Raw genomic sequence first — 23,662 nt, 5'->3', positions numbered from 1 at the left:
GCGGACATGGCTGAGGAGCGGCGGGATCTGCGGGGCGCGCGGGAAGAGCGGGATGGGCGGGAGGGCTCACAGGAAGTGGGGGAGTCGTGGGGCAGGAGTGCCCGGCCCGAGGAGGCGGAGGCCTGGGAGGCCCTCGTGGCGACCGCGCGGCGCACGGTGACCGAGGGGCTGGTCGTCGGCACGTCCGGGAACGTCTCGGTGCGGGTCGGGGAGACCGTGCTGGTCACGCCGTCGGGAGTGCCGTACGACCGGCTCACTCCCGACGATGTGACGGGGGTCGGCCTGGACGGTGCGCAGGTGCTGGGGGCGCTCGTGCCGACGAGTGAGCTGCCCATGCATCTGGCGATCTACCGGGCCACCGACGCCGAGGCGGTCGTCCACACGCACGCGGTCCACGCGACGGCGGTCTCGACCCTCGTTCCCGAACTCCCGCTGATCCACTACATGGCCGCGGCCCTCGGCGGGCCGGTCCGGGTTGCCCCATATGCGACGTACGGCACCCAGGAGTTGGCCGAGAACATGCTCCGAGCCCTGACCGACCGCACCGCCTGCCTCCTCCGGAACCACGGAACGATCGCCCACGGCGCCACCCTGGACCAGGCCTACGACCGCACGGCCCAGCTCGAATGGATGTGCCGCGTGTGGCTGACGGCGTCGTCGGTGCCCGGGCTCGCGCCCTCGTTGCTGTCGGAGGAGCAGGTGGCGGAGGTGGGGGAGCGGCTGCGGGGGTACGGGCAGCGAGGGTGACGGCAGCCGCCGGCCGTCGGAGGGGGGGCTGTCCCGGCGATCCTCACTCGAAGTCGTCCTCCCACTGGCCGCTGCCCCCGTCCGCCCGGACACTGGAGTGGTGCGCACTGTCAAAGCGACGGCCGCTGCCGTCACCGTGGCTCTGGCCGCCGGCGCCGCGAGCGTCGCCGCCGGGCGGTTCGCCAGTGGGGCCGCGCTGACGGCGCCCCCGGGCCGCCCCCTGCCCACCGAACCCCGGCTCACCGTGCACGCCACGGCCGCGGGCCAGATCGCCCTCACCCGCGCCCTCGCCTCGCTGCGCCCCGGCACCTACGGCCTCTCCGGCGACGGCTCGCACGCGGTGGTCGGCCCCGTCCTCGCCGCGGCGAAGCACTCCGCCGACACCGTCGTACGCCGCCTCGAACGCGTCACCCACGGCTCCTTCCAGCCAGGCGACAGCGTCTGGCTCACCCCGAACGTGTACGTCGGCAACCCGAGCGCCGCCCTCGGCCTCGACCACGCCGACATCGACATCCCGGGCGAACTCGGCTCCCTGCCCGCCTGGTTCGTCCCCGGCGCGCGGGACACCTGGGTCATCGCCGTGCACGGCCTCGGCACCACCCGCGAACACGCCATGAACGTCATGGAGTTCCTCAGCGGCCGCCACTTCCCCGTCCTCGCCCTGTCCTACCGCGGCGATCTGGGCGCACCCCGCCCGCCGGACGGCCTGAACCACCTCGGCGAGACCGAGTGGCGCGACCTGGACGCGGCCATGCGCTACGCCGTCCGGTACGGCGCCAAGCAACTCGTGCTGCTCGGCTGGTCCACCGGCGCGACCATGGCGCTGCGCGCCGCCGCGCACTCCGGGCTGCGCGACCGGGTCTCCGGGCTCGTCCTCGACTCCCCGGTCCTCAGCTGGGAGAGCACCCTGCGCGCCCTCGCCACGGCCCGCCACACCCCGAGCGCGCTCCTGCCGCTCGCGGTCCGCGCGGCACAGGGCCGCACCGGGCTGAACACCGACCGCGCCCCCGACCCCGACGCCTTCGAGCACCTCGCCGTGCCGACGCTGGTCTTCCACGGCCCCGACGACCGGGTGGCCCCCTGGGCGCTCTCGCGCCGCCTGGCCGACACCTACCCCAACCTGGTGACCCTCCAGACGGTCGACCGGGCGCCCCACGCGGCCATGTGGAACGCCGACCCCGAGTCGTACGAGGAATCCCTGCGCCGCTTCATGACCCCCCTGATGTGACCCAAGGGCCGGCCGGGCCGGCCCCCCTTCCGGCACCGGTCGCGCGGATTCCGTTTAAGCCCGTACCAGTGGCCTGTTATCGGCCCTGAGCCGCTCGCAGAACCCCGTGCGTTGGCCATCCCCGTCGCCCCTGGTGACATTCCGTTTGGGTTTTCGGACCGTCAACCGGAAGACTGCACCCGTGACGTCCCGTATCCCGCGCGACTCCAGGCTTCGACTCGTCCGCCCGCGACCCCTGGCCGCCGCCCCCAGAGCTGTGAACCAGCGGCGCCCACGCCGCCCCGCGCCCCGCCCCCCGGAGGGCACACCGGCCCGGTCCGAGCTGGCCAGAATGGCTCGCTCCGGTCTGGCCGCCGCGGCCCGCGTCGCGCACTGGGCCGACGCCGCGCTCGGCCCCGGCCGGGACGGCGGACACTCCGACGGCAAAGGCACCCTCTCCGACGCGACCGCCGAACGGGCGGCCGCCGACCTGGGTCTGACCGTGGCTCAGGTGCGCGCCGACTGGGACACCGCGCGGCTCGCCGGTCTTGTCGAGGTGCACGGCGACAGCGCTCGCCCCAGCTGGCGGCTGCGCGCCTGGGACCGCGACGACAGCGCCGTACTGCGCGGCTGGGTCGCCCTGTTCGACGCCTGGTCGCTCGCCCACCCGGAGCCGGAGCAGCACGGACACGGCGCCGTCGCCGACGTCGTCTCGGCCCTGCCCCAGGTCCTCTCCTTCCTTCAGCTCTCCGCCGGGCCCGTCCCCGTCGAGCAGCTCCTGGACCTCCTGGAACAGCGGGTCACCGAACTGCGCACCGAGAGATGCGAGATCCCCTACGGACCGCAGTCCGAGCCGGTCACCGCCCCGGCCGCCGTCGAGGACACCCCCCTCGCCCCGCTCCTCGACTGGGCCCTGCACGCCCTCGCCTCCGTCGGCGCCCTCACCTACGGCGACGGCCAGGCCACGCTCACCCCGCTCGGCAGCTGGGCGGTGTGGGTCAAGCTGGAGCAGATCTGCGTCGCCGCCCAGAGCCCCGCCGGGAACATCGAGCAGGCGGCCGAGGACATGCTGCGCGGCTGCGCCCAGCTCCGTCCCAACGCCGCCCGCGACGAATACCGCGCCTGGCTCGCCGCCCGCCCCGTCGGCAGCGCCGTCACCGAACTCCTCAACGCCGCCCGCGGCGACGACGCCCTTCTGCGCGGCCTCGCCTTCGAGGCGCTGCGCGTCGTCGGCGCCCCCGCCGAGCCCGACGTACGCGCCGTGGTCGACGAGCCGACCCTGCGGCCCTACGCCCTGCTGTGGCTCGCCGAGCACGACGGAGTCGACCCCGAGGACGCCCACGAGGCGCTCACCCGCGAAGAGGCCACCTGGCTGTGGGTCGACACGGCCGCCGCCGTCACCGACCACGGCGAGGCGCCGATGCTCGTCCGGCACCTGGAGTCCGCGCTCCAGCCCACCGTCCCCGCGCTCCTCGACGAGGTGCGCGCCGTCGGTCACCCCCGCACCGTGCAGGTCCTCGTCGCGCTCGCCGCCGCGCACCCCGACCCCGCGCTCGCCAAGGCCGTGCGCCGCGCCGCCTTCCAGGTGCACACCGGAGGGAGCTGAGCCCGGTCGGCGCTCAGCCTTCCATCGAGGGGGCGTAGGTGCCGAAGCTCCACACGTTGCCCTCGCGGTCCCGGGCCATGTAGTCCCGCGAGCCGTAGTCCTGGTCCGTCGGGGCCATCAGGATCTCCGCGCCGTGCTCCACGGCCCGGCGGTGGTGTGCGTCGACGTCGTCCACGACGACGTACACCCCGGTCGGGCCCGCGTCCTTCATGAGCTTGTCGTAGGTGCTGCCGGTGCCCGTCGAGCCGAGCATCACCGCGCCGTTGCCCAGCGCCAGCTCGGCGTGCGCCACCTTGCCGTCCTCGGTCTCGTACACCGCCAGCTCCCGGAATCCGAACGCCTCCGTGAGCTGCTTGATCGCCGCTTTCGCGTCCGCGTACTGCAGTGTCGGGTAGATGCTCGGACGCCCGTCGCTCGTGCCTGCCATGCCGATCACCCCTTCGTGATCCATCGCCGCGGTCCACTGCTCAGTCTCGCAGCGAGCACTGACAACGGCCCGCGGCGAGCGGGCGGGAAACGTGCCGAAAGTCACGGCGAGGTGCTGCCGTTCGGCCCGGGCCGAACACCCGATCCCAGAAAAAGTGCTTGCACCGCCCCGTTAGACTGGCCTCATGGCCATTCTCCTCGCGCATTAGACGGCGGGAACGTCCTCAGCCGCCCATCCCGCCAACAACTTCGCCCTGGAGTCTGTCCGTGATCTCCGCCTCCGGTATCGAGCTGCGCGCCGGTGCACGCGTCCTCATCGAGTCCGCGACCTTCCGCGTCGCCAAGGGCGACCGCATCGGCCTCGTCGGTCGCAACGGCGCCGGCAAGACCACCCTCACCAAGTGCCTCGCCGGCGAGGGCATCCCCGCCGCCGGCAACATCACCCGCTCCGGCGAGGTCGGCTACCTCCCGCAGGACCCCCGCACCGGCGACCTCGACGTCCTCGCCCGCGACCGCATCCTCTCCGCGCGCGGCCTGGACGTGCTGATCCGCAAGATGCGCGACAACGAACAGCGCATCGCGGGCGGCCAGGGCGCCACCCGCGAGAAGGCGCTCAGGCAGTACGAGCGCCAGGAGACGGAGTTCCTCACCAAGGGGGGGTACGCCGCCGAGGCCGAGGCCGCCACCATCGCCGCCGCGCTCAACCTGCCCGACCGGGTGCTCGGCCAGCCGCTGCACACCCTCTCCGGCGGTCAGCGCCGCCGTATCGAGCTCGCCCGCATCCTGTTCTCGGACGCGGACACCCTGCTGCTCGACGAGCCGACCAACCACCTCGACGCCGACTCGATCGTCTGGCTGCGCGACTACCTCAAGACCTACCGCGGCGGCTTCATCGTGATCTCGCACGACGTCGACCTGGTCGAGACGGTCGTGAACAAGGTGTTCTACCTGGATGCCAACCGCGCCCAGATCGACGTCTACAACATGGGCTGGAAGCTCTACCAGCAGCAGCGCGAGGCCGACGAGAAGCGCCGCAAGCGCGAGCGGCAGAACGCCGAGAAGAAGGCCGCCGCGCTGCATTCGCAGGCCGACAAGATGCGCGCCAAGGCGACCAAGACGGTCGCCGCGCAGAACATGGCCAAGCGTGCCGACAAGCTCCTCGCCGGCCTCGAGGCGGTGCGCATGCAGGACAGGGTCGCCAAGCTCCGTTTCCCCGAGCCCGCGCCCTGCGGCAAGACCCCGCTGACGGCGGAGGGACTGTCCAAGTCGTACGGCTCACTGGAGATCTTCACCGACGTCGACCTGGCGATCGACAAGGGGTCGAGGGTCGTCATCCTCGGGCTGAACGGTGCCGGAAAGACGACCCTGCTCCGGCTTCTGGCCGGCGTCGAGCAGCCGGACACCGGCGCCGTCATCCCCGGTCACGGGCTCAAGGTCGGCTACTACGCCCAGGAGCACGAGACCCTGGACGCCGACCGCACCGTCCTGGAGAACATGCGCTCGGCCGCCCCGGACATGGACCTCGTCGAGGTCCGCAAGGTGCTCGGCTCGTTCCTGTTCTCCGGAGACGACGTCGACAAGCCCGCCGGTGTCCTCTCCGGTGGTGAGAAGACCCGTCTCGCCCTAGCCACCCTGGTCGTGTCGTCGGCGAACGTCCTGCTGCTCGACGAGCCGACGAACAACCTCGACCCCGCCAGCCGCGAGGAGATCCTCGGCGCGCTGCGCACCTACAAGGGCGCCGTCGTCCTCGTCACCCACGACGAGGGCGCCGTCGAGGCGCTCCAGCCGGAGCGGATCATTCTGCTGCCGGACGGTGTCGAGGACCTCTGGGGCTCCGACTACGCGGATCTCGTCGCCCTCGCTTGATCGAATGCGTGATCAACAGGCTATGGATCATTCGGCCCATCGGTGATCCATCATCTGTGTGAGATCTCCTCGTACCGAGGTGTGTGCTACATCGATTTCGCGGCCGAATCCTTTATCGACAAGGGTTCGGCCGCGTTGTCACTCTGACCTGGGGCTTCGCAAAAGAACCCGTTCGGCCGCACGGACACAGCAGTGCGGAATTCGAGATTCCGCATGTGGGGATGTGCTCCTGTCGTCAAAACCATGTCTCACGGACCTTGCCGAATGGGTGGCCATGAAGGCCCGGAGGGGTGATCATGAGGAGACCAGAGCGCACTTCCCATGAGGAGGCACGGGTGGCCGAGACTCTGAAGAAGGGCAGCCGGGTAACCGGCGCCGCGCGCGACAAGCTCGCGGCAGACCTGAAGAAGAAGTACGACTCCGGTGCGAGCATTCGGGCGCTGGCCGAGGAAACCGGTCGCTCGTATGGCTTCGTTCACCGGATGCTCAGCGAATCGGGCGTCACGCTTCGTGGGCGTGGCGGGGCGACGCGGGGCAAGAAGGCCGCATCGTCCTGATCCCGGGCGGCCCATCGGCTTCGATGGTGGCCACCCGGTCGGTTCTCTGATCGGCCGGGTGGTTACTGTGCAGTCACTTAATGGATGCCCACCGGGCATCCCATGATGACCGCACTCATCGGAGGCGCCCCATGGCTTCGACCGACCAGGACCTCGCTCCCCTGCTCGACAAGAACGGCGTACGGCTCACCGTGGACGGCGCTGTCGCCACGGTGACGCTGAACAACCCGGCCAAGCGCAATGCGCAGAGCCCCGCCATGTGGCGGACGCTCGCCGAGGCCGGGCAGCTCCTGCCGGGCAGCGTGCGGGTTGTCGTGCTGCGCGGAGAGGGCAAGTCCTTCTCCGCCGGCCTCGACCGCCAGATGTTCACGCCCGAGGGGATCGAGGGCGAGCCCTCGTTCATCGATCTCGCGCGCAGCAGCGACGGCGAACTCGACGCTGCCATCGGCGAGTTCCAGGAGGGCTTCACCTGGTGGCGGCGCAACGACATCGTGTCGATCGCCGCCGTGCAGGGGCATGCCATCGGGGCGGGCTTCCAGCTCGCGCTCGCCTGTGACGTGCGCGTCGTCGCCGACGACGTGCAGTTCGCCATGCGCGAGACCAGCCTCGGGCTGGTACCCGACCTCACGGGCACGCACCCGCTGGTCGGACTCGTCGGCTACGGCCGTGCGCTGGAGATCTGTGTCACGGGCCGCTCCGTGCTGGCCGAGGAGGCCGTGAGCAGCGGCCTCGCCAACCTCGCGGTGCCCGCCGACCAGCTCGACGACGCCGTACGGGACCTGGCGGGCGCGATCGTGGCAGCGCCGCGTGACGCGGTCATCGAGACCAAGGCGCTGATTCGTGGTGCCGTGGACCGCACGTTCGACGAGCAGCGCGGAGCCGAGCGGGCCGCACAGGCCCGACGGCTGCGGGACCTGGCCGGCCTCGGGGAGTAGCCCCGGCCGGTCAGCTGACGGCCGTCACCACTACCGCCACGGTCGGGTGATCCGTCAGCGCCGCACTCACGCTCTCGCGGACCTCCCGGGCCACGTCCAGGGCCCGGCGGTCCGCGCTCACCTCGATCTCCACGCGCACATGCCGGTGCGGCAGAGCCGCCGTGCCCTGCCGCTGCTCGATGTGCACCGCATGGCCCAAGCCGCCCAGGGTGCCGGTGAGCCGGTTCATCCCCGGCACCGCGCGGGCCGCCGCGGCGACGCGCTCCTCGTCGGCGTTCCCCGCTCTCGCCGCCTGCGCCGGCTCGGGCTGCCGTGGCGCGGCGGGTTCGGCGTACTCGTCGAGCAGGGCCGTCACCCGCAGGTCCACCTCGGTCACCCGCAGGCCGAGACGTTCGTCCGCCGCACCCGTCAGCAGAGCGCGCAGCAGGTCCGCCGTGGCCGGCAGGGGTTCGGTCGCCGTCGCCGCGAAATCCGCCGTCACACGCAGCGGGCCCGGGGGCAGAGCGCTCGGCGGGGACGGCACGGCGGCCTCCCGCGCCTCCTCCGGGTCGGCGAGCGCGATCCGCAGCGTGTCCAGCCGGACCCCGCGCATCCGCGCCGCCGCGCGCTTCAGCACGACCTGGGCCGCGCTCTCGTAGATCCACGCGCCGTCGCGCGCGTCGCCCAGCGGGAGCAGCCTGCCGAGCCTCACCTGATCCCTGACCGCTCGTGTCCACCGATCCGCCGTCGTCATTCCTCCAGCCTGCCGCATCCCTGGAGCGCGGTGGGGTCACCGCGCTTACGGTGGTGGAAGGAACGAGAAACCGAAAGGGACGTGCGGCGATGACGGAAACGGAGCAGAACCGGACGCAGAACCCTGAGGAGTCCGTGACCTCGACGCGCAAGACCGTCAGGCGCGGTGGCGGGGACCCGGCGGGTCGCGGGCGGACCACCATCGCCGACGGAGTCGTGGAGAAGATCGCCGGAATGGCGGCCCGCGACGTCGTCGGTGTGCACGCGATGGGCAGCGGGATCAGCCGCACCTTCGGCGCCGTACGGGAACGGGTACCGGGCACGTCGAAGTCCGTGACCCGAGGCGTCAGCGCCGAGGTGGGCGAGGTGCAGACCGCGCTCGATCTGGAGATCGTCGTCGACTACGGCGTGTCGATCGCCGATGTGGCACGTGCCGTCCGGGAGAACGTCGTGGGCGCCGTCGAGCGGATGACGGGCCTGGAGGTCGTCGAGGTCAACATCGCGGTGAGTGATGTGAAGCTCCCCGAGGAAGAGGAAGAAGAGCCGGCGCAGCCCCGGATCCAGTGACGCGGAACGGGGTGGGGGAGCGGCGGCACCGACAACCGAACGGAGGGCACCATGGGCATGGCCGTGGTCGGCATGATCGCCGGCATGGCACTGGGCTTCGCCGGCTACTTCGGCGGGTTCGGCGCCTTCCTGCTGGTGGCGGCGCTGGGCGCCGTCGGGTTGGCTGTGGGCAGGTTCGTGGAGGGGGACTACGAGCTGGGCGACTTCTTCCGCCAGCGTGACGGCCGACGCGACCGGCGGTGACGTCCGTGAGCGCGGAGGCCACGGAAGCAGGCAGAACGCCGGTCGTCGTCCCGCCCGGTGAGCGAGGGGCGACGCGGATCACCGACCGCGTCGTCACGAAGATCGCCGCCCAGGCGGCGCGCGAGGCGGTGGGCCGGCTGCCCAAGGGCGCCGCCCGGCCCTACGCCCATGTCGTCGTGCGCCCCCAGGCCGCGCAGGGCACCACCGTCGAAGCGGCCCGGGTCCGCGTCCATGTCGAGCTCGAGTACCCCACCGACATCGGCTCCCGGTGCGCGGCGGTGCGTCGGCATGTCGTGGAGCGGGTAGGCGCGTTGGTGGGCATGGAGGTGCCGGAGGTCGCCGTCCACGTGGAACGGCTGCACCCGGCGCCCGGTCAGGGCGCTGCGCAGGGGAGGACGCGATGAGCGAGTCCCAGGGTTCCGAGGGCACCACACAACGACTGCCGGTCCTGGAGAAGGACACCGGCCCAGGCCCGCTCGACCAGTCGGCGTCGGCGGCGGACTACGAGCCCCCGCCCCCGCTCGACGGCGAAGGCGACGGCGGCCGCGACGGCCGCTTCTGGTCCGCACGCCGCGTCCCGGCCGCGATCACGGCGGTCGTCCTGCTGTTCGTCGCGGGCGTCTTCCTGTACGACATCGCCGCCGTGCGCGCCGACCGGGCCGGGATGCGCTGGCGCCGGGAACTGGCCCACCAGCTCGCCGAACGCCCCCTCGACGACATCTGGGTGCTCGTCGGCGCCGGGGTCGCCGCGGTCCTGGGCCTCTGGCTGCTCGTCCTGGCCACCACGCCCGGCCTGCGGCGGGTACTGCCGATGCGGCGCACCCACCCAGACGTACGCGCCGGGCTGCACCGCGACCTGGCGGCGCTGGTGCTGCGCGACCGGGCCATGGAGATCTCCGGGGTCCAGTCGGTACGGGTACGGATGCGCCGCAGGCGCGCCGACGTCCGCGCGGTCTCCCACTTCCGCGACCTGGACGACGTACGCGCCGACCTGGACGCCACACTCGCCGACGCGATCCGCGGACTGGGGCTGGCCCGGCCGCCCTCGTTGTCGGTGCATGTACGAAGGCTCGGACGGAAGGGGTGAGGGCCGTGCTCCGGGTGGTCAACCGGGTGCTGATCGGGATCGCCGGACTGGTCCTGTTCGTCATCGGCGGTTCGGTGCTCGCCGTGGGCCTGGGGGCCCCGGCGCCGTCCTGGTGGATCCACGACGACCGCCATGACGTCCTGCTCAGCGACGCCGAGCGGACGCGCTGGCGGGACGACGGCTGGTGGTGGCCGACGGTCATCGCGGTCCTGGCCGTCCTCGTCCTGCTCGCCCTGTGGTGGCTGACCGCGAACCTGCGCCGGCGCCGGCTGGCCGAGGTCCTGGTGGACACCGGCGACGGCGAGGGCGCGCTGCTTCGGGGCCGGGCCCTGGAAGGCGTACTGGCGAACGAGGCGGCCGGACAGGACGGCGTCCAACGCGCCCACGCCCACCTGACGGGCCGGCGCAGCAGCCCGCGGACGCGGGTACGGCTGCTGCTGCAACCGCACGTGGACCCGGGGACGGCCCTGACCGACCTGACCACCCAGGCCCTGGCCCACGCCCGCAATTCGGCGGGCCTCGCCTCGCTGCCGGCGGAGGTCCGCCTCAAGGGCGTCAAACATGGTGCCGAGAGGGTCAGTTGACCTCAGAACCCGTGCCGCATCCCGCCGTCCACCGGAAGCATGACCCCGGTCAGATAGGACGCGGCGGGTGACAGCAGGAACGCGGCCGCCCGCCCGAACTCCTCCGGCGCCCCGTACCGCCGCAGCGGAATCCGCGCCTCGTTCGCCGCCCGGGTGGCCTCCGGGTCCGCCGACATCCCGTCCAGTTCCCGCACCCGGTCCGTGTCGATCCGGGCCGGCAGCAGCCCGACCACCCGGATCCCGCGCGGCCCCAGTTCGTCCGAGAGGGACTTGGCGAACCCGGCGAGCCCCGGCCGCAGCCCGTTCGAGATGGTCAGCCCCGGAATCGGCTCGTGCACCGACCCGGACAGCACGAACCCGATGACCCCGCCCTCGTCCAGCTCCGCCGCGGCCGTCCGCGCCAGCCGGACCGCGCCGAGGAACACCGACTCGAACGCCGCCTGCCACTGCTCGTCCGTGTTGTCCGCGACGAACCCGGCCGGCGGGCCGCCGACGCTCACCAGGATGCCGTCGAACCCGCCGAAGGCGTCCCGCGCGGCCGCGACGAGCCGCGCCGGAGCCTGCGGATCGGCGTTGTCCACGGCCACCCCGACGGCGTTCGGGCCCAGTTCGGCCGCGGCCGCGCCGACCACGGCCTCGTCCCTGCCGGTCAGGACGACCTTCGCCCCGTCGCCCACCAGCTCACGCGCCGCCGCGTTGCCCAGCCCGCGGGTGGCTCCCGTGACGACGTACACCCGGTCCTTCAGTCCAAGATCCATGGCTCCTATCCTGCCCCGTCCGCCCCGTACAGGGCGAGGGCGGTGTTCACCAGGCCGATGTGGGAGAAGGCCTGCGGGAAGTTGCCCAGCTGGCGGCCGGAGGCCGGGTCGTACTCCTCGGCCAGCAGGCCCACGTCGTTGGTGAGCCCCACCAGCCGGTCGAACAGCTCCCGGGCCTCCTGCGTACGGCCCGTCATGTGCAGCGCCTCCGCCAGCCAGAACGAGCACGCGAGGAACGTGCCCTCGTCACCGGGCAGTCCGTCGACAGCAGTCCCGTCGGTGCTGTAGCGGCGCAGGAAGCCCTCGTGGCTGAGGTCCTTGCGGATCGCGTCGATGGTGCCGATGACCCGCGGGTCGTCCGGCGGCAGGAAGCCGACGCGCGGAATGAGCAGCAGCGCCGCGTCCAGTTCACGGGAGCCGTAGGACTGGGTGAAGGTGTTCCGCTCGGCGTCGTAGCCCTTCTCCAGGACGTCGCGGTGCACGTCGTCGCGGAACCGCCGCCAGCCGTCGAGGTCGCCCTCCAGCTTCGGGTTCTTCTCCAGGGTGCGCACCGCCCGGTCCGCGGCCACCCACACCATCACCTTCGAGTGCACGAAGTGCCGCCGGCCGCCGCGCACCTCCCACAGTCCCTCGTCGGGCTGGCGCCACGCCGTGCGCAGCCACTCGACGAGCGCCGCCTGGATCGCCCACATGTGCGGCTTGGTGGACAGCCCCGCGTCCCGGGCCAGCGCGAGGGTGTCCATGACCTCGCCGTACACGTCCAACTGGAGCTGTTCCACGGCCTGGTTGCCGATGCGCACGGGGGCGGAGCCGCCGAACCCGCTCAGCCACGGCACCTCGAACTCCGGCAGCCGGCGCTCGCCCGCCAGGCCGTACATGATCTGCAGGTCGGCCGGGTCGCCGGCGACCGCGCGCAGCAGCCAGTCGCGCCAGGCCTCGGCCTCCGTGCGGTAGCCCGCCGACAGGCCCACGTTCAGGGTGAGGGTGGAGTCGCGCAGCCAGCAGTAGCGGTAGTCCCAGTTGCGGACGCCGCCCATCTGCTCGGGGAGCGAGGTGGTGGGGGCGGCGACGATGCCGCCGGTCGGCCGGTAGGTGAGGGCCTTGAGAGTGATCAGGGAGCGGATGACGGCGTCGCGGTACGGGCCGTCGTAGTTGCAGTGTCCCACCCACTTGCGCCAGTCCCGGACGCTGTGGCTCAGCGCCTTGAACGGGTTGATGAGCGGGGGGCGCGGTTCGTGCGAGGGATGGTAGGTGAGGACGAACGCGACCTGCTCGCCCGCCTCGACCGTGAACTCCGAGTGGGTGCCGAAGTCCTGGCCCCAGGTGCGCACTTCGGGCTCGCTGCGCAGCCAGACCGAGTCCGGCCCGGCGACGGCCACCCGGTGCCCGTCGGACTCGCGCACCCACGGGACGATCGAGCCGTAGTCGAAGCGCAGCCGCAGGGCGCTGTGCACGGTGACACGGCCGCGCAGGCCCTGCACGATGCGCACCAGGTCGGGGGCGCGGTCGCGTTGGGGCATCAGGTCGGTGACGCGGATCGCGCCCTCGTCGGTCTCCCACTCGGTGTCCAGCACCAGGGTGTCCGGGCGGTAGGCGCGGCGGGTGCACGAGCCTGTCGCGTGTTTGGGGGCGATGCGCCAGTGCCCGTTGTCCTTGTCGCCGAGAAGTCTCGCGAAGCAGGCTCCTGAGTCGAAGCGGGGCAGGCACAGCCAGTCGACGGAGCCGTCCCTGCCGATGAGGGCGGCCGTCTGCTCATCGCCGATTAGGGCGTAGTCCTCGATGCGCTGATGCACGCAAGTGCGGGTTCCCCGGGGTGCGCTGGGCCAATCAGGGGTGCGGCCGTGGGAGTGACGCGCCGGCCGGCGAGCCGGTGCCGGAGAAGATGACGCCGGGGTCGGACGGGGCCTGGTTGAGGACCCACAGTCCGATCAGGGTGGCCAGGGCGAAGACGACCGCGACCAGGACGGCGAGGACGAGCCGGCGCCGGCGCTCCCGGCGCAGCCAGGCGCCGCGCGCCGTGCGATAGGCGTCGGGTGCGGCCTGTACCCCGCCGGCGAGTGCGGCGAGCGCCTCGCGCAGCTCCTGCTCGGTGCGGTCCGGGCCGGTGTCACGCGACGAAGTGGTGTCTCGGGGTGTCATCGGCGGGCCTCCATCGCCTGGGTCAGGGCGGCGAGGCCGCGTGCCGTATGGGTCTTGACGGATCCGGCGGAGATACCCATCGCCGAGGCGATCTCGCTCTCCTTCAGTCCGAGCCAGTGCCGCAGCACCAGCGCCTCGCGCTGCCGTGCGGGCAACTGCTGGAGCGCGTCGATGAGAACGCGCTGGTCGTCGCGGAGCAGCGCGGTGCTCTCGGCGGAGGCGACGAGGTCCTCGGCCGGCTTCTCCACGTGCTTGCGGGCCACTTGGAGATGCCGTATCCGCATCCGCGTCAGATTGCACACCGTGGAGCGCAGATACGCCTCCGCCGCCTCGGCCTCCCTCAGCCGCCGCCACTTCCGGTAGATCTGGTAGTAGGCCTCGGCGACCACGTTCTCCGGGTCGTCGGCCCCGAGCAGCACGGCGAGGCGCAGCATCGAGGAGTAGTGCAGCTCGAACAGGCGGGCCAGGCCGGCCTCGCGCTCCACGTCCGCGGGGTCGCTCACCGCGGGGGCGAACGGAACGGCGGGCAGGGGAGTGCCGCTCTCGGGTCTCAGATGCTGCCTCACGGGTTGTTCGCTCCCGTCTCGGGGCGCCGCCTGACGCTCAGGCGCGGCGGCAGGTCGGTCAGATCGGCGCCCCGCGGGACGCCCAGGCGGCTGAGCACCGCGGTCCCGGCGACGGCGACGGCCAGATTGAGGACAAGGGCGGCGAGCCCGGCGTAGATCTCCGGCCCGGAGCCGAGCGGCACGATCGACGAGAAGCCCTCCCGTACGACCATGCAGGTCCCCGCGACCATGCCCACGGCCCAGCCGGCGAGCAGCGCCCGCGGATGCAGCCGGCCGGTGAACAGGCCGATCGCCACGGCCGGGAAGATCTGCAGGATCCACACCCCGCCGAGGAGCTGGAGGTTGATGGCGTCCTGGTCGCGCAGCCCGAACACGAACGCCACCGCGCCCACCTTCGCGGTCAGCGACACCGCCTTGGCGATCCGCACCTGCCGCTTGGGCGTGGCCGTCGGATGCACGTACTCGACATAGACGTTGCGTACGAAGCTGGTGGCGGCCGCGATCGACATCACCGCCGCCGGGACCAGCGCCCCCACGGTGATCGCCCCGAACACCAGCCCGGCCAGCGGCGCCGGCATCAGCCGGTCGACCAGCATCGGTACGGCTGCCTCGGCGCCGCCCTCCGGGGCGCGCACGCCCGTCGCGAGCGCCGCGATGCCGAGGAAGCCGAACAGCGCGAGCAGCCCGGTCCAGGCGGGCAGCGCCACGGACACCTTGCGCAGGGTCCGCGGGCCGTCGGCGGCGAAACCGGCGGTGAGCACATGCGGGTACATCAGCAGGGCGAGCGCGGAGCCGAGGGCGAGCGTGGCGTACGCCGGCTGCTGCTCGGGGGTGAGGAGCAGCGCCGGTCCGCCGAGGCGCTCGGCCGCGCCGTCGAAGACGGCACCCGGGCCCCCGAGCCGGTCGAGGACCAGCCACGTCACCGCGGTCAGCGACACGAAGACGGCCACGGCCTTCAGCGCCGAGATGACCGTGGGGGCGCGCAGCCCGTGCCGGTAGGTGGCGACGGCCAGCCCCGCGAAGAGCGCCACCATCACCAGATCACCGGCCGCGCCCCGCGGATAGAGGCCGCCGGCCGCGAGCACCGCCCGTATGCCGAGCAGTTGCAGCGCGAGATACGGCATCGTCGCGAGGATCCCGGTCAGCGCGACCACCAGGGCCAGCGGCGGGGAGCCGTAGCGGCCGCGCACGAAGTCGGCCACCGTGACATAGCCGTGCCGGCGGGCCACGGTCCACAACCGGGTCAGCAGCACGAAGGCCAGCGGGCAGACGATCACCGTGTACGGCACCGCGAAGAAGGCGGGCGCGCCGCTGCCGTACGCGAGGCCGGGTATCGCGGCGAAGGTGTACGCGGTGAAGATCGTGCCGCCGAGCAGCAGCCAGGTCCACACCGGGCCGAGACTGCGGTCGGCCAGCGCCCAGCCCTCCAGGGAGGGCAGCCGGTCGTTCGGACGGAGGCGCCGCGCGGTGACGGCGAGCAGCGACGCTCCGCCGATCACGACGAGGAACGTCGCGGTCATGGCGCCGTCGGCCATGGGTCACCGTCCTTGGTGTGCCTGTGCCCTCGCGCGAGAGTTGCGCGGGCCGCCGGAAAGGAGGACAGGAACCGGCGGGAAATTTTCCCGGGGATTCCCTGTCAACCGGTCCCGGGAGGTGGGCAACTCTTGCACAGACCGACAGCGGGCGGGAGAGGAGCGCAGGTCATGGCACGGACCGGTCATCACCGGCTACGGCGCGTCGCGATCGCCGTACTGCTTCTCGCGCCCGCCGCGGGCCTGCTGTGGGTCCCCTGGTACGCCGGTGCCGAGCCGCGGCTGGCCGGGACGCCGTTCTTCTACTGGTACCAGCTCGCCTGGGTGCCTGGATGCGGCCTCTGCCTGCTCGCGGCGTACGCGCTGACGGACCGACATCGCTGATCCGCACTGCCCTTTCCGCCGCACGTCTGCTTTGCCCACCTGTTCAGGAGCCGCCATGCCTACGTCAGTCATGCCCGAGTCCGGTCGCTCGGCGCCGGAAAAGTCACGGATGTCGCCGAAGTCCGTCGCGATCTGGACCGCCGTCGCCCTGGCCGGCGCCCTCGGCTGGGCCGTGCTCGCCCTGTCCCGGGGGGAGGAGATCTCGGCCGTCTGGCTGGTCGTGGCGGCCCTCGGCTCGTACGCGATCGCCTACCGCTTCTACTCCCGCTTCATCGCCCGGCGGGTCCTCCAGGTCGACGACACCCGCGCCACTCCGGCCGAGCGTCTGGAGGACGGCGTCGACTACCACCCGACCGACAAGCGGGTGCTGTTCGGCCACCACTTCGCCGCGATCGCAGGCGCCGGTCCGCTGGTCGGCCCCGTCCTGGCGGCGCAGATGGGCTATCTGCCGGGCACCGTCTGGATCATCGCCGGCGTGATCTTCGCGGGGGCGGTGCAGGACATGATCGTCCTGTTCCTGTCCATGCGCCGGGACGGCAGGAGCCTCGGGCAGATGGCCCGGGACGAGATCGGCAAGGTGGGCGGTGCCGCCGCGCTGATCGGCGTCTTCGCCATCATGATCATCCTGCTCGCGGTCCTGGCGATGGTCGTCGTCAACGCGCTCGCCGAGTCCCCGTGGGGCACCTTCTCGGTCTCCATGACCATCCCGATCGCCCTGTTCATGGGCTTCTACCTGCGCTATCTGCGGCCCGGCCGGGTCGTGGAGACCAGCTTCATCGGTGTCGCCCTGCTGCTGCTCGCCATCCTCGGCGGCGGCTGGATCCAGGACTCCTCGCTCGCCGAGTACTTCGTCTGGAGCCCCGAGACCCTGGTCTTCTGCCTGATCGGCTACGGCTTCGTCGCCTCCGTGCTGCCGGTCTGGATGCTGCTGGCGCCCCGTGACTACCTGTCGACCTTCATGAAGGTCGGCACCATCGCCCTGCTCGCCGTCGGTGTGGTGATCGCCGCCCCGAACCTCAGGACCGAGCCGGTGACGTCCTTCGCCTCGACCGGCGCCGGACCGGTCTTCGCCGGTTCCCTCTTCCCCTTCCTGTTCATCACCATCGCCTGCGGCGCGCTGTCCGGCTTCCACGCCCTGGTCTCCTCCGGCACCACGCCGAAGCTGATCCAGAAGGAGTCCCAGGTCCGGCTCATCGGCTACGGCTCCATGCTCACGGAGTCCTTCGTGGCCGTCATGGCGCTGATCGCCGCCTGTGTGCTCGAACCGGGCCTGTTCTACGCCATGAACTCCCCGGCCGCGCTGCTCGGCCCGACCGTGGACAGCGCCGCCGAGGCGGTGAAGAACCTCGGCTTCACCATCACCCCGGACCAGCTCACCGCGGCGGCCGAGGCGGTCGAGGAGGAGACCCTGGTGGGGCGGTCCGGCGGTGCGCCCACCCTCGCCGTGGGCATGTCGGAGATCTTCGCCGGGGTGGTCGGCGGGGCCGGGATGAAGGCCTTCTGGTACCACTTCGCGATCATGTTCGAGGCCCTGTTCATCCTCACCACGGTGGACGCCGGTACCCGGGTCGGCCGCTTCATGCTCCAGGACATGCTCGGCAACGTCTGGAAGCCGATCGGCCGGGTCACCTGGAAGCCCGGCATCTGGATCACCAGCGCCCTGGTCGTCGGCGCGTGGGGCTACTTCCTCTACGCCGGGGTCACCGACCCGCTGGGCGGAATCAAGCAGCTCTTCCCGCTCTTCGGCATCGCCAACCAGCTGCTGGCCGCCGTCGCCCTGGCCGTCACCACCACGGTGCTGATCAAGTCGGGCCGCCTGCGGTGGGCCTGGGTCACCGGTATCCCGCTGGCCTGGGACGTGGCCGTCACCTTCACCGCCGGCTGGCAGAAGATCTTCTCCGACAACCCGGCGATCGGCTTCTTCGCCCTGCGGGACAAGTACGCGCAGGCCATCGAGGACGGCCGGCTGCTGCCGGGCGCCACGAACATGGACGACATGCACACCATCGTGGTCAACAACACCGTCGACGGCGTGCTGATGGCGGTCTTCCTGATCCTGGTCCTCACGGTCCTGGTCAACTGCGCGGTGGTGTGCGTCCGAGTGGTCCGGGCCCCGGGCTCTTCGCCGACGACCGAGGCACCGTACGTCGAGTCCCGCCTCGACGTGCCGGAACGGGAGGGTGAGCCTCTGGTGGGCGCACTGAGCCTGGGGCACCGGGAGGAAAGGCCGCAGGGCCGCTGCTGCTGATGCCGGTGGGCGGCTGCGGGTGGTTCGTGGTCGCTCGCGCAGATTCCCCGCGCCCCTTGAGTGGGTGCAGCGGACGTACCTCTCAGGGGCGCGGGGAACTGCGCGACCAGCCACAGACGACTCGCAGCCGCCCGGAGTCGGAACCTCCAACGGCGAGAGCGCTACACAGCGGCCGGCGTCGACTCCTCCGGCGCGGCGACGGCAGCGCCGCGTTCCCGCGCCTCCCGGCGCGCCAGGATCACCCAGCCGAGAGGAACGGCGGCGGCGAACAACCACCACTGCAGCGCATACGCGTAATTCAGCGGAGCGTTCTCGTTGCCGGGCTTCCCGATCAGCTCCGGCGTCTCCCCCTTGGGCTCGGGAGCCGTCAGCACGACGTACCCGCCGAGCACCCCCGCATCCAGCCGTCCGGCCTCCTGCTCGCTGTTGATCAGCATGACCTGCCGGTCAGGCAGGCCCTTGAGGTTCTTGATGCCGCTCGCCTCGGTCGTCTCGTCCGGCATCAGCCGGCCGCTGACCGTGACCCGGCCGCTCGGCGGGGCGGGAATCTTCGGGAAGGCCGTCTGGCTCGGACCGTCGGCGGGGATCCAGCCGCGGTTGACCAGCAGCACCTTGCCGTCCGTCAGCACGAACGGGGTGAGGACGTGGAAGCCGACCTCCTCGTCGGCGTTGACGCGCCGCCGGACCACGACCTCGTGCTCGGTGTCGAACCGGCCCTGCGCGGTCACCGTGCGATACCGCTCCTTGCTGGTGACCGTGTGCCCGGGGGACGTCAGCGTCTCCACCGGCACCGGCTTCGCCTCCAGCGCGTCGGCGACCAGCTGGTTGCGGGCGCTGCGCTCGTCGTAGCGGTGCATCTGCCAGAAGCCCAGCCTGATCATCGTGGGGATGAGGATCAGGGCGACCAGCGTGAGGATCACCCACTGCCGGGACAACAGGAAGCGGTACACCCCACGACCGTACAACTCGGTCGTGGGGCGCTTTGAGGCGGGTACCTGGTCACACCTTGTCGACGATCCCCACCTTTCCCTCCTGGCGGGCGCAGTGGGCGCCGCAGTACCACTGGCCCTCGACCTCGACGCCCTGCCCGATGATCTGGACGCGGCAGTGCTCGCAGATCGGTGCCATGCGGTGGATCGCACAGGAGAAGCAGTCGAAGACGTGCACCGCGCCCTGCGCGTGCACCTCGAAGGTCATGCCGTAGTCGTTTCCGCACACTTCACATGTCGCCATGCGCCACAGGGTGAGCCGTCACCGCGGGCTGGGCGAGCGGGCTCCGGGCGAGTCGCGCGGCAATCACCCGTCCGTACGGTCACTTCTCCGACGCCGGTTCCACGTCCCGCAGGAGCTGGCCGAAGGCGGCCTCGTCGACCACCGGAGTGCCGTACTGCCGGGCCTTGACCACCTTCGAGGTGGCCGCGTCGGGGTCGTTGGTGACGAGCAGGCTGGTCAGCCGGGACAGGCTCGTCGACACATGCAGCCCGGCCTCGATCGCGCGGTCCTCCAGCAGGTCGCGCTCGATCGACGTGTCCCCGGAGAAGGCGACCCGCATGCCCTGCTTGAGCCTTTCGCCCTCTTCGTACCGGCCTGGGTTGGGATAGGGGCAGGCGGGCCTTTTGCGGGACGGGCGCCAACTGGTCGGCCGGTAGCCGCTGTAGCCGCCGTAGCCCCCCGCCTGCTGTCCGATCCGGGACGCGGCCGTCTCCCGCCACTCCGTCAGCGGCCGGCACTCCTGCAGCGGCAGCCGCACGCTGCCGGCCGCCGCGGCCCGCAGGCTCGGCCGGAACGCCTCCGCCAGCACCCGGGCGTCGTCCAGCGCGTGGTGCGCGCGCTGCTGCACGACGCCGAAGTGCGCGGCGAGCGACTCCAGCTTGTGGTTGGGCAGCGGCAGGGCCAGCTCCTTGGACAGCGCGATGGTGCACAGCCGCTGACGGACCGGCGCCTCGCGCTCCGCGCGCGCGTACTCCCGCGCGATCATCTGCCAGTCGAAGACGGCGTTGTGCGCGACGAGCACCCGGCCGTCGAGCCGGCTGGAGAACTCCTCGGCGATGTCGGAGAAGAGGGGTGCCGATTCGAGGACGTCACTCGTCAGACCGTGGATCCAGACCGGGCCCGGGTCGCGCTCCGGATTGACCAGCGTGTACCAGTGGTCCTCGACCTCGCCGCGCGCGTCCAGCCGGTAGACCGCCGCGGAGATTATCCGGTCGTCCCTCGCCAGGCCGGTGGTCTCCACGTCAACGACCGCGTATCCCTGGGGATACGCGGCCGGCCACGCGCTGGGGGCGGGCGCTGCGGTCGTACGGTCTTCGAGCATGGTCACTGAGGATACGGGCCGCCACTGACAGTCCTGACCGTCAGGTGCCTTGCCCCGCCCGCCCGTTCGAGGACCGTGCACGCGGGCGCGTCAACTGCCCGCCCGGGAGCGTCGGTACGTCCCCGATGTCCCGCGCGGTGCGATCCTCCGCATATGACCGAACCAACGCACGACGAGCCCCACGGCGGCGCGCTGGGGGAGCGGCTCAACTGGCTGCGGGCCGCCGTGCTCGGGGCGAACGACGGCGTCGTGTCGACCGCGGGGCTCGTCGTCGGCGTGGCCGGTGCCACGGACGACCGCTCGGCCCTGCTCACCGCCGGGCTGGCCGGGCTGCTCGCCGGGTCGATGTCGATGGCGGCGGGGGAGTACGTCTCGGTCTCCACGCAGCGCGACTCGGAGAAGGCCGCGTTGGCCGTGGAGAAGCGGGAGTTGCGGGAGCGGCCGGAGGCGGAGCTGGAGGAGCTGACGCACCTGCTGGAGCGCCGGGGCCTGTCCCGCGACGTGGCCGAGGAGGCGGCCGTCCAGCTGACGGAACGTGACGCGCTCAGGGCGCACGCGCGCGTGGAGCTCGGCATCGACCCCGACCGGCTGACCAACCCGTGGCACGCGGCGTGGGCGAGCTTTCTGGCGTTCACCGCCGGGGCGCTGCTGCCGCTGCTGGCGATGGTGCTGCCGCCGGCGGACTGGCGGCTGGGGATCACCGTCGTCTCCGTGCTGGCCGCGCTCACCCTGACCGGCTGGAGCAGCGCCCGCCTCGGCGCGGCGGCCCCGGGCCGGGCGATGCTGCGCAACGTGGCCGGCGGGGCGCTCGCCATGGGGGTCACCTACGCGGCCGGGTCGCTGCTGGACGCGGCGGGGGCCTAGGGCAGGCCTGCGCCCTACGGTTTCCGCAGCTCAAGGGCGACCCCGGGCCCTCGGGGCGCGCCGGGCCCCGACCTGGACGTACGGTGAGATGCGCGCCCGACCACCCCTGGGCGCACGTACGACGAAAGACGAGAAGGACCCTCGCGATGCGCGCCACCACCATCCACGCCCCCTTCGACATGCGCGTGCAGGACGTGCCCGACCCCGAGGTGCGCCGGCCCACCGACGCCGTCGTAAGCGTGCTGCGCGCCTGCATCTGCGGCAGCGACCTGTGGGCGTACCGGGGCGAGGCGGCCCGGCAGCCGGGGCAGCGCATCGGCCACGAGTTCCTCGGCCTCGTCGAGGAGACGGGCTCCGAAGTGACCGGCATCAAGCGGGGCGATCTCGTCGTGGCGCCCTTTATGTGGTCCGACGGCTCCTGCGACTACTGCCGCGAGGGCCTGACCACCTCCTGCGAGCACGGCGGCTTCTGGGGCTCCGTCGGCTCCGACGGCGGCCAGGGCGAGGCGGTGCGGGTGCCCTTCGCCGACGCGACCCTCGTCCGGCTCCCGAAGGAGGCGGCCTGCGACGACCGCCTGCTGTCCGCGCTGCTGACCCTCTCCGACGTCATGGGCACCGGCCACCACGCCGCTCTCGGTGCCGGGGCGCGTCCGGGCGCCACGGTCGCCGTCGTCGGTGACGGCGCGGTCGGGCTGTGCGCGGTGCTCGCCGCGAGGCGGCTCGGCGCCGAACGGATCATCGCGCTCGGCCGGCACCAGGTCCGCACGGACATCGCGCGCCGGTTCGGCGCCACCGACGTCGTCGCCGAGCGCGGGGAAGCGGCCGTGGCGGCCGTACGCGAACTGACGCGGGGACAGGGCGCCCACGCCGTCGTCGAGGCCGTCGGCACCGAGCAGTCCATGCGTACGGCGGTCCACGTCACCCGCGACGGGGGCGCCATCGGCTTCGTCGGAGTGCCGCACGGCAGCGGCACCGGGCTCGACCTGAGTGTCATGTTCGACGGCAACATCGCGCTGCGCGGCGGCGTCGCGCCGGTCCGCACCTACATCCCCGAGCTGCTGCCCGACATCCTCGACGGCACGATCGACCCCTCGCCCGTCTTCGACCTGACGGTCGGTCTGGAGGAGGTCCCGGCCGGCTACAAGGCGATGGACGAGCGGACCGCGCTCAAGGTCCTGGTCACCGGCTGAGGCCGCTGGCCGTGCTGCTGACGGCGTAACGGTTCACCAGCGGATCGGCACCGGCAACGCCGTCAGCAGCCCCGACAGCGCGACCACCACGCCCAGGGCGACGACCTCGGCCCGCGCGGGGGAGCAGGCGGTCAGCGGATCGGCCGCCCGGCGCAGCCGGAACCGGGCCCACAGGGCGAGCACGGCCACGGCCGCCACCACGAGCACCTTGGCCAGCAGGGCACGCCCGTACGCCGTGCCGGTCAGCTGGTCCAGGATCGTCGCCGACGGCATCCGGCGCAGCGAACTCCACACCCCCGTCGCCGTGATGGCGGCGAGCAGTACGGCCGCCACGCGCGCGTAGAGACCGAGCAGCGCGGCGCCCACCTCACCGGCCCCCCAGCCGCGCAGGGTCCGCAGGGCGTGCAGCAGCCCGCCGACCCACAGCGACGCGCAGGTCAGATGCACCAGCGTCAGCCCGGAGCCCAACAGAGGGCTGTACTCGGTGGTGGGGTGCGCGCGCAGTGCCTCGGCGACCACCACCGCGGCCAGCGGCCAGATCTGCGTGCCCGGCCGGCCCGAGAGGGCGCACAGCCCGGCCGCGGCGAAGGCGTTGACCTCCAGCAGCGCCAGCTTGCCGTCGCGCGAGGCGTACAGGCCGCCGATGTCGAGGTCGGCGAGGCCGCTCGGCACGAGGTTGCCCGTGGAGACGACCGACGCGAGCGCGAGGGCGGCGACGAAACCGACGGCGGCCGCGTACGGCGCCCAGCTGCGGGGCGGGGCCTCGGGGGCGCCGGGCACGGACCGGGCCAGCCGGTTCACGAACATCTCGCCCAACGGGACGCACAGGGCCGCGAAGAGCACCGCGCGCAGCAGCGCGATGCCTCCCGTGCCGGGCGCGGCGGCCTCCCCGGTGTCGTGCAGCGCGGCCGACGGGCCGAGCAGCGGGATCAGCGCCGCCAGCGCGACCAGGGCGAGGACGGCGACGGCCCGGCCGACACCGGGGCGGGGTCTGGGGCCGGTCCCGTCGGCCAGGCCGGGGGCGGATCTCGTCAACGTCACCTCAAGATCTTCACAAATCATCACACAGTCGGGCAAGCACCGGACGAGAAGTGGCGATACGGCCTTCCG

Annotated in this window: 26 protein-coding genes; 15 read left to right on the top strand and 11 right to left on the bottom strand. The window is 72.3% G+C overall.

Annotated elements, in window-relative coordinates; translation table 11 throughout:
- Positions 1-6 precede the first annotated feature (6 nt).
- From ACIRD7_RS20890 to ACIRD7_RS20880, 3 genes are all read left to right on the top strand, one after another.
- Entirely contained in the window at positions 7-747 is a 741-nt protein-coding gene (locus ACIRD7_RS20890) for a class II aldolase/adducin family protein (RefSeq protein ID WP_403455230.1), read from the top strand.
- A gap of 100 nt (positions 748-847) precedes the next feature.
- Positions 848-1,975: an alpha/beta hydrolase gene (locus ACIRD7_RS20885; protein ID WP_403455228.1), complete on the top strand. Its 1,128-nt coding sequence runs from the start codon at positions 848-850 to the stop codon at positions 1,973-1,975.
- A 331-nt stretch (positions 1,976-2,306) separates the two neighbouring features.
- A complete protein-coding gene (locus tag ACIRD7_RS20880; RefSeq protein WP_403455225.1) occupies positions 2,307-3,560 on the top strand; it encodes a hypothetical protein in 1,254 nt (417 codons plus the stop codon).
- Between the two features lie 13 nt (positions 3,561-3,573).
- Here the strand turns inward: ACIRD7_RS20880 and ACIRD7_RS20875 are convergent, their stop codons facing one another.
- On the bottom strand, positions 3,574-3,987 hold the full coding sequence (locus ACIRD7_RS20875; RefSeq protein WP_403455222.1) for a VOC family protein: 414 nt from the start codon (positions 3,985-3,987) through the stop codon (positions 3,574-3,576).
- Between the two features lie 266 nt (positions 3,988-4,253).
- Between ACIRD7_RS20875 and ACIRD7_RS20870 the strand changes: the two genes are divergently transcribed.
- The 3 genes from ACIRD7_RS20870 (at position 4,254) to ACIRD7_RS20860 (ending at position 7,344) form a co-directional block, all read left to right on the top strand.
- Complete coding sequence (locus ACIRD7_RS20870) at positions 4,254-5,852, top strand: ABC-F family ATP-binding cassette domain-containing protein (RefSeq protein ID WP_403455220.1); 1,599 nt, start codon at positions 4,254-4,256, stop codon at positions 5,850-5,852.
- A gap of 335 nt (positions 5,853-6,187) precedes the next feature.
- Entirely contained in the window at positions 6,188-6,409 is a 222-nt protein-coding gene (locus tag ACIRD7_RS20865) for a helix-turn-helix domain-containing protein (protein WP_004002281.1), read from the top strand.
- 131 nt (positions 6,410-6,540) lie between these two features.
- Entirely contained in the window at positions 6,541-7,344 is an 804-nt protein-coding gene (locus ACIRD7_RS20860) for an enoyl-CoA hydratase/isomerase family protein (RefSeq protein ID WP_403455218.1), read from the top strand.
- Positions 7,345-7,354: 10 nt separating this feature from the next.
- Here ACIRD7_RS20860 and ACIRD7_RS20855 read toward each other — a convergent pair whose 3' ends face one another.
- Positions 7,355-8,077 carry a nucleopolyhedrovirus P10 family protein gene (locus ACIRD7_RS20855; RefSeq protein ID WP_403455215.1) on the bottom strand — a complete coding sequence of 241 codons (723 nt, stop codon included), beginning with the start codon at positions 8,075-8,077 and terminating at the stop codon, positions 7,355-7,357.
- An 89-nt stretch (positions 8,078-8,166) separates the two neighbouring features.
- On the opposite strand from ACIRD7_RS20855, the gene ACIRD7_RS20850 reads away from it, so the two are divergent.
- From ACIRD7_RS20850 to amaP, 5 genes are read left to right on the top strand one after another with little or no spacing between them, the layout of a single operon-like run.
- Positions 8,167-8,643 (top strand): Asp23/Gls24 family envelope stress response protein, encoded by a 477-nt coding sequence (locus tag ACIRD7_RS20850; protein WP_403455214.1) that lies wholly within the window; start codon positions 8,167-8,169, stop codon positions 8,641-8,643.
- A gap of 51 nt (positions 8,644-8,694) precedes the next feature.
- Positions 8,695-8,886 (top strand): hypothetical protein, encoded by a 192-nt coding sequence (locus ACIRD7_RS20845; RefSeq protein WP_403455213.1) that lies wholly within the window; start codon positions 8,695-8,697, stop codon positions 8,884-8,886.
- Entirely contained in the window at positions 8,883-9,290 is a 408-nt protein-coding gene (locus tag ACIRD7_RS20840) for an Asp23/Gls24 family envelope stress response protein (RefSeq protein ID WP_403455210.1), read from the top strand. The genes ACIRD7_RS20845 and ACIRD7_RS20840 overlap by 4 nt, the downstream gene beginning before the upstream one ends.
- Complete coding sequence (locus tag ACIRD7_RS20835; protein WP_403455209.1) at positions 9,287-9,973, top strand: DUF6286 domain-containing protein; 687 nt, start codon at positions 9,287-9,289, stop codon at positions 9,971-9,973. Before ACIRD7_RS20840 ends, ACIRD7_RS20835 begins: the two co-directional genes overlap by 4 nt.
- Positions 9,970-10,557, top strand: a complete 588-nt coding sequence (gene amaP / locus ACIRD7_RS20830) for an alkaline shock response membrane anchor protein AmaP (protein WP_403455207.1) — start codon at positions 9,970-9,972, stop codon at positions 10,555-10,557. Before ACIRD7_RS20835 ends, amaP begins: the two co-directional genes overlap by 4 nt.
- A gap of 2 nt (positions 10,558-10,559) precedes the next feature.
- On the opposite strand, the gene ACIRD7_RS20825 is transcribed toward amaP, so the two are convergent.
- From ACIRD7_RS20825 to ACIRD7_RS20805, 5 genes are read right to left on the bottom strand one after another with little or no spacing between them, the layout of a single operon-like run.
- Positions 10,560-11,315 (bottom strand): SDR family oxidoreductase, encoded by a 756-nt coding sequence (locus ACIRD7_RS20825; RefSeq protein ID WP_403455205.1) that lies wholly within the window; start codon positions 11,313-11,315, stop codon positions 10,560-10,562.
- A gap of 5 nt (positions 11,316-11,320) precedes the next feature.
- Positions 11,321-13,108, bottom strand: a complete 1,788-nt coding sequence (locus ACIRD7_RS20820) for a glycoside hydrolase family 15 protein (protein ID WP_403455199.1) — start codon at positions 13,106-13,108, stop codon at positions 11,321-11,323.
- A gap of 34 nt (positions 13,109-13,142) precedes the next feature.
- Positions 13,143-13,454: a hypothetical protein gene (locus ACIRD7_RS20815; RefSeq protein WP_403455197.1), complete on the bottom strand. Its 312-nt coding sequence runs from the start codon at positions 13,452-13,454 to the stop codon at positions 13,143-13,145.
- Positions 13,451-14,020 (bottom strand): sigma-70 family RNA polymerase sigma factor, encoded by a 570-nt coding sequence (locus ACIRD7_RS20810; protein ID WP_403455195.1) that lies wholly within the window; start codon positions 14,018-14,020, stop codon positions 13,451-13,453. The genes ACIRD7_RS20815 and ACIRD7_RS20810 overlap by 4 nt, the downstream gene beginning before the upstream one ends.
- The gene (locus tag ACIRD7_RS20805) at positions 14,017-15,555 is read right to left on the bottom strand and encodes a sodium:solute symporter (RefSeq protein WP_403455194.1); all 1,539 of its coding nucleotides are present in this window, start codon (positions 15,553-15,555) and stop codon (positions 14,017-14,019) included. The genes ACIRD7_RS20810 and ACIRD7_RS20805 overlap by 4 nt, the downstream gene beginning before the upstream one ends.
- Before the next feature lie 168 nt (positions 15,556-15,723).
- On the opposite strand from ACIRD7_RS20805, the gene ACIRD7_RS20800 reads away from it, so the two are divergent.
- On the top strand, positions 15,724-15,936 hold the full coding sequence (locus ACIRD7_RS20800) for a DUF3311 domain-containing protein (RefSeq protein WP_403455193.1): 213 nt from the start codon (positions 15,724-15,726) through the stop codon (positions 15,934-15,936).
- A gap of 55 nt (positions 15,937-15,991) precedes the next feature.
- Positions 15,992-18,184, top strand: coding sequence for a carbon starvation CstA family protein (locus tag ACIRD7_RS20795; protein ID WP_403455191.1), 2,193 nt, complete (start codon positions 15,992-15,994; stop codon positions 18,182-18,184).
- Positions 18,185-18,345: 161 nt separating this feature from the next.
- Here the strand turns inward: ACIRD7_RS20795 and ACIRD7_RS20790 are convergent, their stop codons facing one another.
- The 3 genes from ACIRD7_RS20790 to ACIRD7_RS20780 all read right to left on the bottom strand — a co-directional run bounded on the left by ACIRD7_RS20790 (position 18,346) and on the right by ACIRD7_RS20780 (position 20,498).
- Entirely contained in the window at positions 18,346-19,134 is a 789-nt protein-coding gene (locus ACIRD7_RS20790; RefSeq protein WP_403455189.1) for an SURF1 family protein, read from the bottom strand.
- Between the two features lie 49 nt (positions 19,135-19,183).
- Entirely contained in the window at positions 19,184-19,417 is a 234-nt protein-coding gene (locus tag ACIRD7_RS20785; RefSeq protein WP_403455186.1) for a hypothetical protein, read from the bottom strand.
- 79 nt (positions 19,418-19,496) lie between these two features.
- A complete protein-coding gene (locus ACIRD7_RS20780; RefSeq protein WP_403455184.1) occupies positions 19,497-20,498 on the bottom strand; it encodes a DEDDh family exonuclease in 1,002 nt (333 codons plus the stop codon).
- A gap of 153 nt (positions 20,499-20,651) precedes the next feature.
- Here ACIRD7_RS20780 and ACIRD7_RS20775 point away from each other — a divergent pair, with 153 nt between their 5' ends.
- Complete coding sequence (locus ACIRD7_RS20775; protein ID WP_403455181.1) at positions 20,652-21,362, top strand: VIT family protein; 711 nt, start codon at positions 20,652-20,654, stop codon at positions 21,360-21,362.
- Positions 21,363-21,508: 146 nt separating this feature from the next.
- Positions 21,509-22,552, top strand: a complete 1,044-nt coding sequence (locus tag ACIRD7_RS20770; protein ID WP_403455180.1) for a zinc-dependent alcohol dehydrogenase family protein — start codon at positions 21,509-21,511, stop codon at positions 22,550-22,552.
- A 33-nt stretch (positions 22,553-22,585) separates the two neighbouring features.
- Here ACIRD7_RS20770 and ACIRD7_RS20765 read toward each other — a convergent pair whose 3' ends face one another.
- A complete protein-coding gene (locus tag ACIRD7_RS20765; RefSeq protein WP_403456365.1) occupies positions 22,586-23,614 on the bottom strand; it encodes a CopD family protein in 1,029 nt (342 codons plus the stop codon).
- Between the last annotated feature and the right edge of the window lie 48 nt (positions 23,615-23,662).

It is taken from the genome of Streptomyces sp. NPDC093568 (assembly GCF_044764945.1).
Classification (GTDB): Bacteria; Actinomycetota; Actinomycetes; order Streptomycetales; family Streptomycetaceae; genus Streptomyces.
This window is presented reverse-complemented; position numbering and strand designations above follow the sequence as displayed.

Coding starts and splice junctions, on each gene's coding strand:
- ACIRD7_RS20890 (WP_403455230.1), top strand. CDS start 7: ATGGCTGAGGAGCGGCGGGATCTGCGGGGCGCGCGGGAAGAGCGGGAT.
- ACIRD7_RS20880 (WP_403455225.1), top strand. CDS start 2,307: ATGGCTCGCTCCGGTCTGGCCGCCGCGGCCCGCGTCGCGCACTGGGCC.
- ACIRD7_RS20875 (WP_403455222.1), bottom strand. CDS start 3,987: ATGGCAGGCACGAGCGACGGGCGTCCGAGCATCTACCCGACACTGCAG.
- ACIRD7_RS20860 (WP_403455218.1), top strand. CDS start 6,541: ATGGCTTCGACCGACCAGGACCTCGCTCCCCTGCTCGACAAGAACGGC.
- ACIRD7_RS20855 (WP_403455215.1), bottom strand. CDS start 8,077: ATGACGACGGCGGATCGGTGGACACGAGCGGTCAGGGATCAGGTGAGG.
- ACIRD7_RS20850 (WP_403455214.1), top strand. CDS start 8,167: ATGACGGAAACGGAGCAGAACCGGACGCAGAACCCTGAGGAGTCCGTG.
- ACIRD7_RS20845 (WP_403455213.1), top strand. CDS start 8,695: ATGGGCATGGCCGTGGTCGGCATGATCGCCGGCATGGCACTGGGCTTC.
- ACIRD7_RS20835 (WP_403455209.1), top strand. CDS start 9,287: ATGAGCGAGTCCCAGGGTTCCGAGGGCACCACACAACGACTGCCGGTC.
- ACIRD7_RS20825 (WP_403455205.1), bottom strand. CDS start 11,315: ATGGATCTTGGACTGAAGGACCGGGTGTACGTCGTCACGGGAGCCACC.
- ACIRD7_RS20815 (WP_403455197.1), bottom strand. CDS start 13,454: ATGACACCCCGAGACACCACTTCGTCGCGTGACACCGGCCCGGACCGC.
- ACIRD7_RS20805 (WP_403455194.1), bottom strand. CDS start 15,555: ATGGCCGACGGCGCCATGACCGCGACGTTCCTCGTCGTGATCGGCGGA.
- ACIRD7_RS20800 (WP_403455193.1), top strand. CDS start 15,724: ATGGCACGGACCGGTCATCACCGGCTACGGCGCGTCGCGATCGCCGTA.
- ACIRD7_RS20795 (WP_403455191.1), top strand. CDS start 15,992: ATGCCTACGTCAGTCATGCCCGAGTCCGGTCGCTCGGCGCCGGAAAAG.
- ACIRD7_RS20785 (WP_403455186.1), bottom strand. CDS start 19,417: ATGGCGACATGTGAAGTGTGCGGAAACGACTACGGCATGACCTTCGAG.
- ACIRD7_RS20780 (WP_403455184.1), bottom strand. CDS start 20,498: ATGCTCGAAGACCGTACGACCGCAGCGCCCGCCCCCAGCGCGTGGCCG.
- ACIRD7_RS20775 (WP_403455181.1), top strand. CDS start 20,652: ATGACCGAACCAACGCACGACGAGCCCCACGGCGGCGCGCTGGGGGAG.
- ACIRD7_RS20770 (WP_403455180.1), top strand. CDS start 21,509: ATGCGCGCCACCACCATCCACGCCCCCTTCGACATGCGCGTGCAGGAC.
- ACIRD7_RS20765 (WP_403456365.1), bottom strand. CDS start 23,614: ATGATTTGTGAAGATCTTGAGGTGACGTTGACGAGATCCGCCCCCGGC.